Raw genomic sequence first — 12,738 nt, 5'->3', positions numbered from 1 at the left:
CATGAATAAACGGTCTTCTTGTGTTGTGCTGTTTCTCGGCCTGCTGAGCCAGCTGGCCTGTGCTGATGGTAGGCTGCTGGCCACTGGTGGAGCCAGCAGTATTGAGGGCGCTGCCGGTGGTGGCATCACGCCCTGGGCGGTGCTTTCAGGCTATGGCGAGCGCGGTGAGTGGGGCGCGGATGTGTTTGCCACACGGGTGGAAACCGGTGATTACCGCCTGGATGTGGCCGGCGTTGGTGTTGCCTTTGATAACCGCATCGAGCTGTCCTACGCCCGCCAGCGTTTTGATCTGGGCAACCTGGCGCGCGGCCTGAATCTGCCGGAGAACAGCCTGAGCCAGGACATCTTCGGCCTCAAGGTGCGCCTGTTCGGTGACCTGATTTATGACCAGCTGCCGCAGGTGTCTCTGGGGCTCCAGCACAAGCGACAGAAGGATTTTCTGATCCCCAGTCTGGTGGGCGCGCAGCGTAGCGAAGACACCGAAGGCTATATCACCGCCAGCCGGTTGATCCTGGGTGGCGCTTTTGGCTACAACCTGCTGCTCAATGGTGGTGTTCGCTATAGCCGGGCCAATGAACTGGGCTTGCTGGGCTTTGGTGGCGATCGCCGTGACCGCCATTCCGTGCTCAAAGAGGGCTCCGTCGCCGTGCTGTTCAACCCCAGTTGGGCGTTGGGCGTGGAGTACCGCGAAAAACCGGACAACCTGAATTTTGCCGGGGAAAGTGACTGGGCGGATCTGTTTCTCGGCTACTTTCCCAACAAGCACCTGGCCGTGGTGCTGGCTTATGCCCGGCTTGGCGAAATCGCCACGCTGGAGCATCAGGATGGCGTCTACCTGTCTGTGCAGGGGAGTTTTTAAGTATGCGTAGTCTGTTATTGGCTGCTGTTCTGACCCTGACGGCCTGTGCCCAGTCGTCGGTCAAAGACGACAGCCTGTACCGTGAGCTGGGTGAACAGGCGGGGATTACCCGGATTGTCGAGGGGATGCTGCTCAACGTTGCCGGTGACCCGCGCATTGTGCGGCACTTCGAGAACATCGATATCGAGCGGTTGCGTGACAAACTGGTCGAGCATTTCTGCGTGGACGCCGGAGGCCCGTGCACCTACACCGGTGACAGCCTGGAGGAAAGCCATAAGGGGCTGGGGCTGACACCCAGTGACTTCAATGCATTGGTGGAGAACCTGCAGAAGGCCATGACCGCTGAGGGCGTGGCCATTACAGCCCAGAATCGGTTGCTGGCGCGCCTGGCACCGCAGCGGGGTCAGGTGCTGGATCGTTAGCTAGCGCAGGGTCTGGGCAATCGCCTGGATTTCATCATGATGGCTGACGACCACCTCAAGCTCGCCGTTCTCACTGATGAAATTTTGCGGTGGCAATAATTTTTGATAGGCCGCCAGCTGTTCCAGCGGCGGCAGTTCGGCGCTTGGGCTGTGCTGCTTGGTGGCGTGGTAAAGCGCCAGATTGACCAAATCCAGCAACTGCAGGCTACGCCCTGGGCTGCGTTGCCAGTTGCCGGTGTCGCGGATTACTTCGATGTAGTGGCTATCCACCGACCACTTTTTCAGCACGATCACTCCCAGCGACTTGCCGTATTCGCAGCACAGCTTGTCGTACAACGCACCTGAGGGTGCCTGGCTGTCATTCTTGAAGGCTGACAGCACGACCAGATTGCCCACTTCACTGAGCAGGCTGGCCAGCAGTGCATGTTCAGCCGTGACGTGGCCGAGCAGACGGGCAAGCATGGCACAGGTGCTGGCCTTGATCACCAGGCGCTCCCAGGTCTCGACAAACAGGCGTTTGTGCGCGGCGCTGTGCAGGGTGAACAGGCTTCTGATGCTGTGCACCATGGTGATCCGATCCACTTCCGCCAGACCGAGCAGGTTGATCACATCACGCAGGGTTTTCGGCGCGATGGCCTGGCGGTAGAGCGCGCTGCTGGCGTGTTTCATCAGCAGGGCACTGAGTGCGGGGTCGCGGCTGATCAGTCGCACCAGAGCGTTGCTCGACAGGTTCGGGTCACCCAGGGCGCGGCGAATATCCAAGGTAATGGTCGGCAGGCTGGGCAATTGTTCTTCGCCCTGCATCAATTGCGAGATTGCACGTCGGTAAATGGCGTAATCGGACGCTTCGCTCAGCAACACACACCTCCTGGCTGCCATGCGTACAGGCGATGGGTGGCACTGTCAGCAGTTTTTCGCGGCATTGGCATAAAACAATCGTTTGCGGGAAGTTCCCAGGCCTGGAGGTTTTTGCAAAAACTTCAGAGTTTTTTGTAAGAAGCGGCCATGCCTCTGCCACTAAATTCCGTTCCCTACTTATGCATTGCGCAGTTTTTTGCCGGCCGGTTGTCACGGCAGGTTAGTGCAGTTGGGCTACACCTATATACAGACAGTGTTCATTCAAGGGCTTTGACGGGGTGTGGTTGACCCGTTTCAGCGTGTCTGTGGTGGAGCTGGCGACGTCAGTTAGCGGTATGCATGTCGCTGGCTGGCGCCTAAATGGATTTATACGGGCGACTGTCTGATATGGCATGCGCCCGTTGTTGTATTGGGGCTTCAGTTGCCTCGACAGGGGCAAACGGTTGGGCGGTGGTGAGTGCTGCATGGGGTTTGCAGTTGCCGTTGCCCGCTGCTTGAACCGATTTGTCGCTACAGATACCCGTTACCGCGGGTGTGGATTGCCACGTGGGCAATGGGGCTACCCCCTGTTGCCGAAATAACAACAATCAAGAGGGGAGCTCCCCAATGACTGCAAATACTCCGATGCTCGTCACCTTCGTGGTGTACATCGCACTGATGGTGCTGATTGGCCTGTTCGCCTACATGCGCACCAAAAACCTTTCCGACTACATCCTGGGCGGCCGCAGCCTGGGCAGTTTCGTCACCGCGCTGTCGGCCGGTGCCTCGGACATGAGTGGTTGGCTGCTGATGGGCCTGCCAGGTGCTGTCTACCTCTCCGGCCTGTCCGAAGGCTGGATCGCCATCGGCCTGATCGTCGGTGCCTACCTCAACTGGCTGTTCGTAGCCGGCCGTCTGCGTGTGCAGACCGAGCACAACGGCAACGCCCTGACCCTACCGGATTATTTCACTCACCGCTTTGAAGACAGCAGCCGTGTGCTGCGCATCTTCTCCGCGCTGGTGATTCTGGTGTTCTTCACCATCTACTGCGCCTCGGGCGTTGTGGCCGGTGCCCGCCTGTTTGAAAGCACCTTCGGCATGTCCTACGAGACGGCGCTGTGGGCCGGTGCGGCAGCGACCATCGCCTACACCTTTATCGGTGGTTTCCTGGCGGTGAGCTGGACTGACACCGTGCAGGCTACGCTGATGATCTTCGCCCTGATCCTCACCCCGATTGTGGTGATTATTGCCACTGGCGGTGCTGATGCCACTTTCGCGGCTATTGAACTGAAAGACGCTACCAGCTTCGACATGCTCAAAGGCGCAACCTTTGTTGGTGTGATTTCGCTGATGGCCTGGGGCCTGGGCTACTTCGGTCAGCCGCACATCCTGGCGCGCTTTATGGCGGCCGATTCGGTGAAATCGATCCCGGCAGCCCGTCGCATCTCCATGACCTGGATGATCCTGTGCCTGGGCGGTGCAGTGGCAGTTGGGTTCTTCGGTATCGCGTACTTCTCCGCCAACCCGGACCTCGCTGGCCCGGTAACCGAGAACCCGGAGCGCGTATTTATCGAGCTGGCCAAACTGCTGTTCAACCCGTGGATTGCCGGCATCCTGCTGTCTGCCATTCTGGCTGCCGTGATGAGCACCCTGAGTTGCCAGTTGCTGGTGTGCTCCAGCGCCCTGACAGAAGACTTCTACAAGGCCTTCCTGCGTAAAGATGCTTCGCAGACCGAGCTGGTCTGGGTCGGCCGCGCCATGGTGCTGCTGATCGCTGTTATCGCCATCATGCTGGCCGCCAATCCGGAAAACCGCGTTCTGGGCCTGGTGTCCTACGCCTGGGCAGGCTTTGGTGCTGCCTTCGGTCCGGTGGTGATCCTGTCCTTGGTCTGGAAACAGATGACGCGCAACGGCGCGCTGGCCGGCATGCTGGTTGGTGCCCTGACCGTGATCCTGTGGAAAAACTTCCTCGGTCACCTGGGCCTGTACGAAATCATCCCGGGCTTTATCTTCGCCACCATCGCCATTCTGGTGTTCAGCAAGGTCGGCAATGGTCCGTCCGCCAGCATGATCAAGCGCTTCGACGAAGCCGAGAAGGAATACCAGTCGGCCTGAGTGCCACTGATAAACGGCAATTGATTGGTCGCTCAGTTGCCGCGCGGGAGCTTTCCGCGGTTGTGTGCGTGTGACCCGATAGTGCTTCGCCGGCCCACACCCTTGGTGTTGGGCCGGCTTTTTTATGGGCCCGTAAAAAAGCCTGTGGTGTCTTTGGGCTTTGCCTCGGCGGCACGCTTGGCTAAGGTGGCGGGCATTGTTCCTCTCATTGCCTTGCCAAACAGGTTCCGCATGACTCAATCACCGAACAACCCGCTGCATGGTGTAACCCTTGAAGCCATTCTCAATGCTCTGGTGGCACGCTATGGTTGGGATGGCCTGGCGCAGCGCATCGACATTCGCTGTTTCAAGAGTGACCCGAGCATCAAGTCCAGCCTGACCTTCCTGCGCAAAACGCCCTGGGCGCGGGAGAAGGTCGAGGCGCTGTATATCCGCTCGCAAACGCGCCAGTAGGCGCTGAAGAGCACTTCGAGAATCTGGCACCCTTGTTGCAGTACCTCTGCAAACGCCGCGAAGCGTCAAAAAACCGCGGCCAGTGGAGGTAGTGATGAGCCAGGGTGTTGAATTCAATCGCTTGATGCTGGAGATGCGTTCCATGCAGGCCGACGCCATGGCGCGTCAGAAGCCTGTCGCCAGCACGCCTGAACCCGGTGCGCCGAGCTTTTCCGAGATGCTCGGGCAGGCGGTGGGCAAGGTCAACGAAACCCAGCAAGCCTCCAATAAGCTGGCCACAGCCTTTGAAATGGGCACCAGTGGCGTAGATTTGACGGACGTGATGATTGCTTCGCAGAAAGCCAGCGTTTCCTTTCAGGCCATGACCCAGGTGCGTAACAAGCTGGTTCAGGCGTATCAAGACATTATGCAGATGCCGGTTTAAGGGTAGGGCTGAATCATGGCTGAAGCCGTCGCTGCAAACGTACCTGCCACCACCGGTGGCGATGAGCCGAAGAAACCGCTGTTCGGCCTGACCTTTCTGGAAAACCTCTCCGATATGTCGATGTTGCGGCAGATCGGTCTGCTGGTGGGCCTGGCAGCCAGTGTGGCGATCGGCTTTGCTGTGGTGCTGTGGTCGCAGCAGCCGGATTACCGCCCGCTGTACGGCAGTCTGGATGGCATGGATGCGTCCCAGGTGATGGAGACGCTGTCTGCCGCCGATATCAAATACACCGTGGAACCTAACTCCGGCGCGTTGCTGGTCAAGTCCGATGATCTGGCTCGCGCGCGTATGCGCCTGGCGGCAGCTGGCGTCGCACCGAAGGACAATAGCGTCGGTTTTGAAATCCTCGATAAAGAACAAGGCCTGGGCACCAGCCAGTTTATGGAGGCCACCCGTTATCGCCGTGGCCTGGAAGGTGAACTGGCGCGCACGGTTTCCAGCCTGAACAACGTCAAGGCCGCCCGCGTGCACCTGGCCATCCCGAAGAGTTCGGTATTCGTGCGTGATGAGCGCAAGCCCAGCGCCTCGGTGCTGGTTGAGCTGTATTCCGGTCGTGGCCTGGAGCCCAGTCAGGTGATGGCCATTGTCAATCTGGTCGCCAGCAGCGTGCCGGAAATGGACAAGTCGCAGGTCACCGTGGTCGACCAGAAGGGCAACCTGCTCTCGGATATTCAGGAAATGTCCGAACTGACCATGGCCGGCAAGCAATTCGACTACAGCCGCCGGATGGAAAGCCTGTTCACCCAGCGCGTGCACAACATTCTGCAGCCGGTGCTCGGCTCGGGTCGCTACAAGGCCGAGGTGTCGGCAGATGTGGACTTCAGTGCCGTGGAGTCCACCTCGGAAATGTTCAACCCGGATCAACCAGCGCTGCGCAGTGAGCAGTCGGTCAACGAACAACGTACCAGCAGCCAGCCGCCGCAGGGTGTACCGGGTGCACTGAGTAATCAGCCACCGGCAGCTGGCGCGGCTCCGCAACAGGCCGGCGCAGGTGCGGCAGCAGTGCCAGGGCCGATTGCTGCCGGGCAGCCGCTGCTGGATGCCAATGGTGCGCAGATTATCGACCCGGCCACCGGCCTGCCGATGCTGGCGCCATACCCAGCGGACAAGCGCGAGCAGTCCACACGCAACTTCGAGCTGGACCGTTCGATCAGCTACACCAAGCAGCAGCAGGGGCGCTTGCGCCGTCTGTCGGTGGCCGTGGTGGTGGATGATCAGGTCAAGGTTGACGCAGCCACGGGTGAAACCACCCGGGTGCCATGGAGCAGTGATGACCTGGCACGCTTTACTCGCCTGGTGCAGGACTCGGTGGGTTTCGATGCCAGCCGTGGCGACAGCGTCAGCGTGATCAATACGCCGTTCTCCGCCGAACTGGGCGAGGAACTGATCGATATTCCGTTCTACACCCAGCCGTGGTTCTGGGACATCGTCAAGCAAGTGCTCGGTGTGCTGTTTATCCTGATTCTGGTGTTTGGTGTGTTGCGTCCAGTGCTCAACAACATCACCAATGGCAGTAAGGGGCAGGGTGATGGCCGCGATGGTGACGTCGAACTGGGCGAAATGGGTGCGCTGGGTGGCGAGCTGGCCGAGGATCGGGTCAGCCTGGGCGGCCCGCAAAGCATCCTCCTGCCGAGCCCGAGCGAGGGGTATGATGCACAATTGAACGCAATCAAGAGCCTGGTTGCCGAAGACCCGGGCCGCGTAGCCCAGGTTGTCAAAGAGTGGATTAACGCTGATGAGTGAGAATCGAACCGCCACTAAGTTGAGCAAGGTCGACAAGGCCGCGATTCTGCTGCTGTCGCTGGGTGAAACCGACGCAGCTCAGGTGCTGCGCCATCTCGGGCCGAAGGAAGTGCAGCGGGTTGGCGTGGCCATGGCCGGCATGCGTAACGTGCAGCGCGAGCAGGTCGAACAGGTAATGGGCGAGTTCGTCGAGATTGTCGGTGATCAGACCAGTCTGGGCGTCGGCGCCGATGGTTATATCCGCAAGATGCTCACCGCAGCACTGGGCGAGGACAAGGCCGGCAACCTGATCGACCGCATTCTGCTAGGCGGCAGCACCAGTGGTCTGGACAGCCTGAAATGGATGGAACCGCGCGCGGTGGCGGATGTGATCCGCTATGAGCACCCGCAAATCCAGGCCATCGTGGTGGCTTACCTTGATCCTGATCAGGCCGGTGAAGTGCTTGGCCACTTCGATCACAAGGTGCGCCTGGATATCGTCCTGCGTGTCTCTTCGCTGAATACCGTGCAGCCTGCGGCGCTGAAAGAACTCAACCAGATTCTCGAGAAACAGTTTTCCGGCAGTGCCAGCACCACCCGTGCTGCATTGGGCGGGGTGAAGCGTGCAGCGGACATCATGAACTTCCTCGACAGCTCGGTCGAAGGTCAACTGATGGACTCGATCCGCGAAGTCGACGAAGACCTCTCCAACCAGATCGAAGACCTGATGTTTGTCTTCGACAACCTGGCCGATGTCGACGACCGCGGTATTCAGGCGCTGCTGCGCGAAGTGTCCTCCGATGTGCTGGTGCTGGCGCTCAAGGGTGCGGACGAGGCGATCAAGGAAAAAGTCTTCAAGAACATGTCCAAATGTGCTGCCGAGTTGCTGCGCGACGACCTCGAGGCCAAAGGCCCGGTACGCGTCAGCGACGTGGAAACCGCGCAGAAGGAAATCCTCACCATTGCCCGCCGCATGGCCGAAGCCGGGGAAATTGTCCTGGGCGGCAAGGGCGGCGAGGAAATGGTCTAAACAATGTCCAGCAAAGAGCCGCCCAGTGAGCTGATTCGCGCCAAGGACCTCAAGGGTGTCGATCTGTGGGCGCTGCCCAGCTTCGACCCCGAAGTGGAAACGCCTGAACCCAGCGCAGAGCAGCAGGCGGCCGAGCCGTTGGTTGAGACGAGCGAGCAGGCGCCGGCCGAAAGCGAAGAGATTGCCCTGGAAGACGTCAAACCCTTGACGTTGGACGAGTTGGAAGCCATTCGCCAGGATGCCTACAACGAAGGCTTTGCCACGGGCGAGAAAGACGGCTTCCACGCCGGCCAACTGAAAGCCAAGCAAGAGGCCGACATGGCCCTAGCAGCGAAAATGGTCGGTCTTGAACAACTGATGACTCAGCTGTTCGAGCCTATTGCCGCGCAGGATCAGCAGCTGGAAGAAGCGATGGTGACGCTGCTCGGGCAGATGGTGCGCCAGGTGATTCAGCGCGAGCTGGTCAGCGACTCCAGCCAGATCCGTCAGGTATTGAGCGAGGCCCTCAAACTGCTGCCTATGGGCACCAGCAACATCCGCATTCACGTTAACCCGCAAGACTTCGAGATGATCAAGGCCTTGCGCGAACGCCATGAAGAAAACTGGCGCATTCTCGAAGATGCTTCGTTGCTGCCCGGCGGTTGCCGCGTGGAAAGCGAGCTCAGTCGTATCGACGCCACTGTGGAAACCCGCCTCAATCAGGCCCTCAAGCAACTCTTCGAGCAGCAGCGTGAACAGGCCGCGCACCCGCAGGAAGCGGATCTGCATATCGACCTGGATGCCCCGCAGATAGATAAGCAGGCGAGCGTCGATGCGCCTTGATCGGGTGAGCTTCGCCAAGCGCCTGGGCGGTTATGCCGATGCCGTGCAGTTGCCCACTCAACCGCTGGTGGAAGGGCGCCTGCTGCGCATGGTCGGCCTGACTCTGGAGGCAGAAGGCCTGCGCGCAGCCCTGGGCAGCCGCTGCCTGGTGATCAACGACGACAGCTACCACCCGGTGCAGGTTGAAGCCGAGGTCATGGGCTTTGCCAACGGCAAGATCTTCCTCATGCCGGTCGGCAGTCTGGCCGGTATCGCGCCAGGTGCCCGCGTGGTGCCATTGCCTGACACCGGTCGGCTGCCGATGGGCATGTCGATGCTCGGCCGAGTGCTTGATGGCACCGGCCGCGCCCTCGACGGCAAAGGTGGCATGAAGGCCGAAGACTGGGTGCCGATGGATGGTCCGACCATCAACCCGCTCAACCGTCATCCGATCAGCGAGCCGCTGGATGTGGGTATTCGTTCGATCAACGGCTTGTTGACCGTTGGCCGTGGCCAGCGGCTGGGCCTGTTTGCCGGCACCGGCGTAGGTAAATCGGTGTTGCTGGGCATGATGACGCGCTTTACCGAGGCCGACATCATCGTGGTTGGGCTTATTGGTGAGCGGGGCCGCGAAGTTAAGGAGTTTATCGATGAGATTCTCGGCCACGAGGGCCTCAAGCGTTCGGTGGTGGTAGCCTCGCCAGCCGACGATGCGCCGTTGATGCGTCTGCGCGCGGCGATGTATTGCACGCGCATTGCCGAGTATTTCCGCGACAAGGGTAAGAACGTGCTGCTGCTGATGGACTCGCTGACCCGTTTTGCCCAGGCCCAGCGCGAAATCGCCCTGGCCATCGGTGAGCCACCCGCCACCAAGGGTTATCCGCCTTCAGTGTTTGCCCGCCTGCCCAAGCTGGTGGAACGTGCCGGCAATGCGGAGGAGGGCGGCGGTTCGATTACCGCGTTCTACACCGTGCTCAGCGAAGGCGATGACCAGCAGGACCCGATTGCCGATGCTGCCCGTGGTGTGCTCGACGGGCATATCGTGTTGTCCCGCCGCCTGGCGGAAGAAGGGCACTACCCGGCCATCGATATCGAAGCGTCGATCAGCCGGGTGATGCCGCAGGTGGTCAGCGAAGAGCACCTGCGGCTGTCGCAGCGCTTCAAGCAACTGTGGTCGCGTTACCAGCAGAGTCGTGATCTGATCAGTGTGGGCGCTTACGTTGCCGGTGGCGATGCCGACACTGATCTGGCAATTGCCCGCCAGCCCGCCATGGTCAAGTACCTGCGCCAGAGCCTGCAAGATAACGAGAGCCTGGAAAACAGTCGCACCCAGTTGGCGGCCACCTTCAACCCCGCTGCAGCAGGGGCCTAATCCATGGCGCAAAGCCGGGCCGCACGGCTGGCCCCGGTAGTCGACATGGCCGAGCGCGCCGAGCGCGAAGCTGCCTTGCAACTTGGCCACGCCCAAGGCCTGTTGCGTCAGGCTGAAGTGCAGCTGGGCGATCTGGAGCGCTACCGCGGTGATTATCAGCAGCAGTGGATCACCGAGGGCCAGCGCGGCGTTTCCGGGCAGTGGCTGATGAACTACCAGCGCTTTCTTTCGCAACTGGAAACGGCGATTGGTCAGCAGCGCAATAGCGTGGACTGGCACCGCGCCAATATGCATAAGGTACGTGACGTCTGGCAGCAGCGTTATGCCCGTCTGGAGGGCCTGCGCAAACTGGTCAAGCGCTACCAGGACGAAGCCCGCATGGCCGAAGACAAGCGCGAGCAGAAACTGCTTGATGAGTTGTCGCAACGCCTGAGCGCGCGCAATTCGCAGTACTAGGCCGAATTGCCGTCAGCGGCGGCGCATGAATGGCAACATCACCTCACCCTAAACAGTTGCCGCATGGGCGTAGCGATGCTACATCTTGATCATGCATAACCTGCAGTCTGGCCCACCTGAACGTGCGGCCCGGTCTTTTCGTTGATAGGAGTAATTCATGGCCATCACCTCGCTGCCCTCATCCGACGGGCAAGAGCTGACCATTCTGATTCAGGGACGCTTTGATTTCGGTGCTCATCAGGAATTTCGCAATGCCTACGAGCGCGTCAACAGCACCCCGCAACGCTACGTTGTAGACCTCAAAGACACCACCTACCTGGACAGTTCGGCGCTCGGCATGCTGCTGCTGCTGCGCGATCACGCGGGTGGTGACAGTGCACAGATCCGCTTGCTTAACTGCAACCCGGATGTGCGCAAGATTCTCGCCATCTCGAATTTCGAGCAGCTGTTCAAGATCGCCTGACACGGAGCACGTGTCATGTCCGAGCGCTTGTCCATCCTGATTGCCGAGGACAACGCGGCTGATCGCATGCTACTGTCGACTATTGTCAGCCGTCAGGGGCATCGCGTGTTGACGGCCAGTAATGGCCTGGAGGCCGTGGCGCTGTTTGAGCAGGAGCGCCCGCAGCTGGTGCTGATGGATGCCCTGATGCCGGTTATGGACGGTTTCGAGGCGGCGCGGCGGATCAAGCAGGCGGCCGGCGAAGAGCTGGTGCCGATTATTTTCCTCACCTCGTTGACCGAAGGCGAAGCCCTGGTGCGGTGCCTGGAGGCCGGCGGCGACGACTTTCTCGCCAAACCCTATAACCGGGTCATTCTCGAAGCCAAGATCAAGGCTATGGACCGTCTGCGTCGCCTGCAGGAAACCGTGCTGCAACAGCGCGACCTGATTTCCCGGCACAACGAGCACCTGCTCAATGAGCAGCGTGTGGCCAAAGCCGTGTTCGACAAGGTGGCGCATTCTGGTTGCCTGGATGCGCCGAATATCCGCTACCTGCAATCGCCCTATGCGGTCTTCAATGGCGACCTGCTGCTGGCGGCCTTCAAACCTTCTGGCGGCATGCATGTGCTGCTGGGTGATTTCACCGGTCATGGTCTGCCCGCCGCGATTGGCGCGATGCCGCTGGCTGAAGTGTTCTACGGCATGACCGCCAAGGGGTATTCCCTGGCCGAGGTGCTGCGCGAGATCAATGCCAAGCTCAAGCGCATCCTGCCGCGCGGGGTGTTCTGCTGCGCCACGGTGTTGAATATCAGCTTTCAGCGTCAGGTGGTCGAGGTGTGGAACGGTGGTCTGCCTGATGGCTACCTGCTGCACGCTGATGGCCAGCGTTTGCCACTGGTGTCGCGGCACTTGCCCCTGGGCGTTCTGGAACCCGCTGCCTTCAACGACAAGTACGAGGTATACCCACTGGCACCCGGGGATCGGGTGTTTCTGCTCTCTGATGGTGTGCTGGAGGCCTGTAACAAGCAGGGCGAGCTGTTTGGTGAAGGGCGGCTGCTTGAGGTGTTTGCCGCCAACCGGCAACCGCAGGCGCTGTTTGCCGAGATTCAGCAGGCGCTGCTGCGTTTCAGTGGTGAGCAGCAGGATGATGTCAGCCTGCTGGAAGTCAGTCTGGTCGCCGATGGCCAACTGACGCGACCGCCACTGGCCTTTGCCGACAATGGCCAGAGTCATTCGCTGGACTGGTCTGCCAGTTTCGAGTTTCGCGGGGAAACCCTGCGCCACTTCAACCCGCTGCCGTTTCTGCTGCAGTTGCTGCTGGAGGTGCAAGGCCTGCGCCCGCAAGGTGGCGCGCTGTTCAGTGTGCTGGCCGAGCTCTATTCCAATGCCCTGGAGCATGGTGTGCTGGGTCTGGACTCGGCGCTCAAGGCCGATGCCGAAGGGTTTGCCGAGTATTACCGTCAGCGCAGCATGCGCCTGGCGGCACTGACCGATGGTTTTGTGCGCTTTCACCTGCAGTTGTTGCCGGAGGGCACGGGTGGGCGCTTGATTATTCGCGTCGAAGACAGCGGCTCGGGGTTCGATGCGCAGCATGTACCGGCGGCGCCCGGCAACCGCTATAGCCTGAGCGGCCGCGGGCTGGCCCTGGTCAGGCAACTGAGTGAACGTTGCAGCTGGGGCGACGGCGAACCGGGGGTGCGCGTGGAGTTTTCCTGGTTGCCTGGGGCATAATCCGGGGCAACACG

The 12,738-nt window shown here is 60.4% G+C and carries 13 protein-coding genes; 12 read left to right on the top strand and 1 reads right to left on the bottom strand.

Translation table 11 applies throughout. From position 1 onward, the window contains the following. Window position 1 precedes the first annotated feature (1 nt). Both ACSQ17_RS03045 and ACSQ17_RS03040 read left to right on the top strand, forming a co-directional pair. Window positions 2-859: a DUF3034 family protein gene (locus ACSQ17_RS03045; protein WP_436067531.1), complete on the top strand. Its 858-nt coding sequence runs from the start codon at window positions 2-4 to the stop codon at window positions 857-859. Window positions 860-861: 2 nt separating this feature from the next. Further along, window positions 862-1,281 (top strand): group I truncated hemoglobin, encoded by a 420-nt coding sequence (locus tag ACSQ17_RS03040; RefSeq protein WP_436067530.1) that lies wholly within the window; start codon window positions 862-864, stop codon window positions 1,279-1,281. On the opposite strand, the gene ACSQ17_RS03035 is transcribed toward ACSQ17_RS03040, so the two are convergent. Continuing rightward, on the bottom strand, window positions 1,282-2,142 hold the full coding sequence (locus ACSQ17_RS03035) for an HDOD domain-containing protein (RefSeq protein WP_436067529.1): 861 nt from the start codon (window positions 2,140-2,142) through the stop codon (window positions 1,282-1,284). 603 nt (window positions 2,143-2,745) lie between these two features. On the opposite strand from ACSQ17_RS03035, the gene putP reads away from it, so the two are divergent. The 10 genes from putP to ACSQ17_RS02985 all read left to right on the top strand — a co-directional run bounded on the left by putP (window position 2,746) and on the right by ACSQ17_RS02985 (window position 12,724). Further along, complete coding sequence (gene putP / locus ACSQ17_RS03030; RefSeq protein WP_436067528.1) at window positions 2,746-4,233, top strand: sodium/proline symporter PutP; 1,488 nt, start codon at window positions 2,746-2,748, stop codon at window positions 4,231-4,233. Between the two features lie 231 nt (window positions 4,234-4,464). Then, window positions 4,465-4,686, top strand: coding sequence for a VF530 family DNA-binding protein (locus ACSQ17_RS03025; protein WP_436067527.1), 222 nt, complete (start codon window positions 4,465-4,467; stop codon window positions 4,684-4,686). A 94-nt stretch (window positions 4,687-4,780) separates the two neighbouring features. Continuing rightward, window positions 4,781-5,110: a flagellar hook-basal body complex protein FliE gene (gene fliE / locus ACSQ17_RS03020; protein WP_090252062.1), complete on the top strand. Its 330-nt coding sequence runs from the start codon at window positions 4,781-4,783 to the stop codon at window positions 5,108-5,110. 15 nt (window positions 5,111-5,125) lie between these two features. Further along, on the top strand, window positions 5,126-6,913 hold the full coding sequence (gene fliF / locus ACSQ17_RS03015; protein WP_436067526.1) for a flagellar basal-body MS-ring/collar protein FliF: 1,788 nt from the start codon (window positions 5,126-5,128) through the stop codon (window positions 6,911-6,913). Further along, complete coding sequence (fliG, locus tag ACSQ17_RS03010) at window positions 6,906-7,922, top strand: flagellar motor switch protein FliG (protein ID WP_436067525.1); 1,017 nt, start codon at window positions 6,906-6,908, stop codon at window positions 7,920-7,922. Before fliF ends, fliG begins: the two co-directional genes overlap by 8 nt. Before the next feature lie 3 nt (window positions 7,923-7,925). Beyond that, complete coding sequence (fliH, locus tag ACSQ17_RS03005; protein WP_436067524.1) at window positions 7,926-8,744, top strand: flagellar assembly protein FliH; 819 nt, start codon at window positions 7,926-7,928, stop codon at window positions 8,742-8,744. Beyond that, complete coding sequence (gene fliI, locus ACSQ17_RS03000; protein WP_436067523.1) at window positions 8,734-10,095, top strand: flagellar protein export ATPase FliI; 1,362 nt, start codon at window positions 8,734-8,736, stop codon at window positions 10,093-10,095. The genes fliH and fliI overlap by 11 nt, the downstream gene beginning before the upstream one ends. A gap of 3 nt (window positions 10,096-10,098) precedes the next feature. Then, complete coding sequence (fliJ, locus tag ACSQ17_RS02995; RefSeq protein WP_436067522.1) at window positions 10,099-10,551, top strand: flagellar export protein FliJ; 453 nt, start codon at window positions 10,099-10,101, stop codon at window positions 10,549-10,551. Window positions 10,552-10,708: 157 nt separating this feature from the next. Beyond that, window positions 10,709-11,014, top strand: coding sequence for an STAS domain-containing protein (locus tag ACSQ17_RS02990; RefSeq protein ID WP_090252075.1), 306 nt, complete (start codon window positions 10,709-10,711; stop codon window positions 11,012-11,014). A gap of 15 nt (window positions 11,015-11,029) precedes the next feature. Then, complete coding sequence (locus ACSQ17_RS02985) at window positions 11,030-12,724, top strand: SpoIIE family protein phosphatase (protein ID WP_436067521.1); 1,695 nt, start codon at window positions 11,030-11,032, stop codon at window positions 12,722-12,724. Window positions 12,725-12,738 lie beyond the last annotated feature (14 nt).

The organism is Pseudomonas sp. LjRoot71 (genome assembly GCF_964253255.1).
Classification (GTDB): Bacteria; Pseudomonadota; Gammaproteobacteria; order Pseudomonadales; family Pseudomonadaceae; genus Aquipseudomonas.
This window is presented reverse-complemented; position numbering and strand designations above follow the sequence as displayed.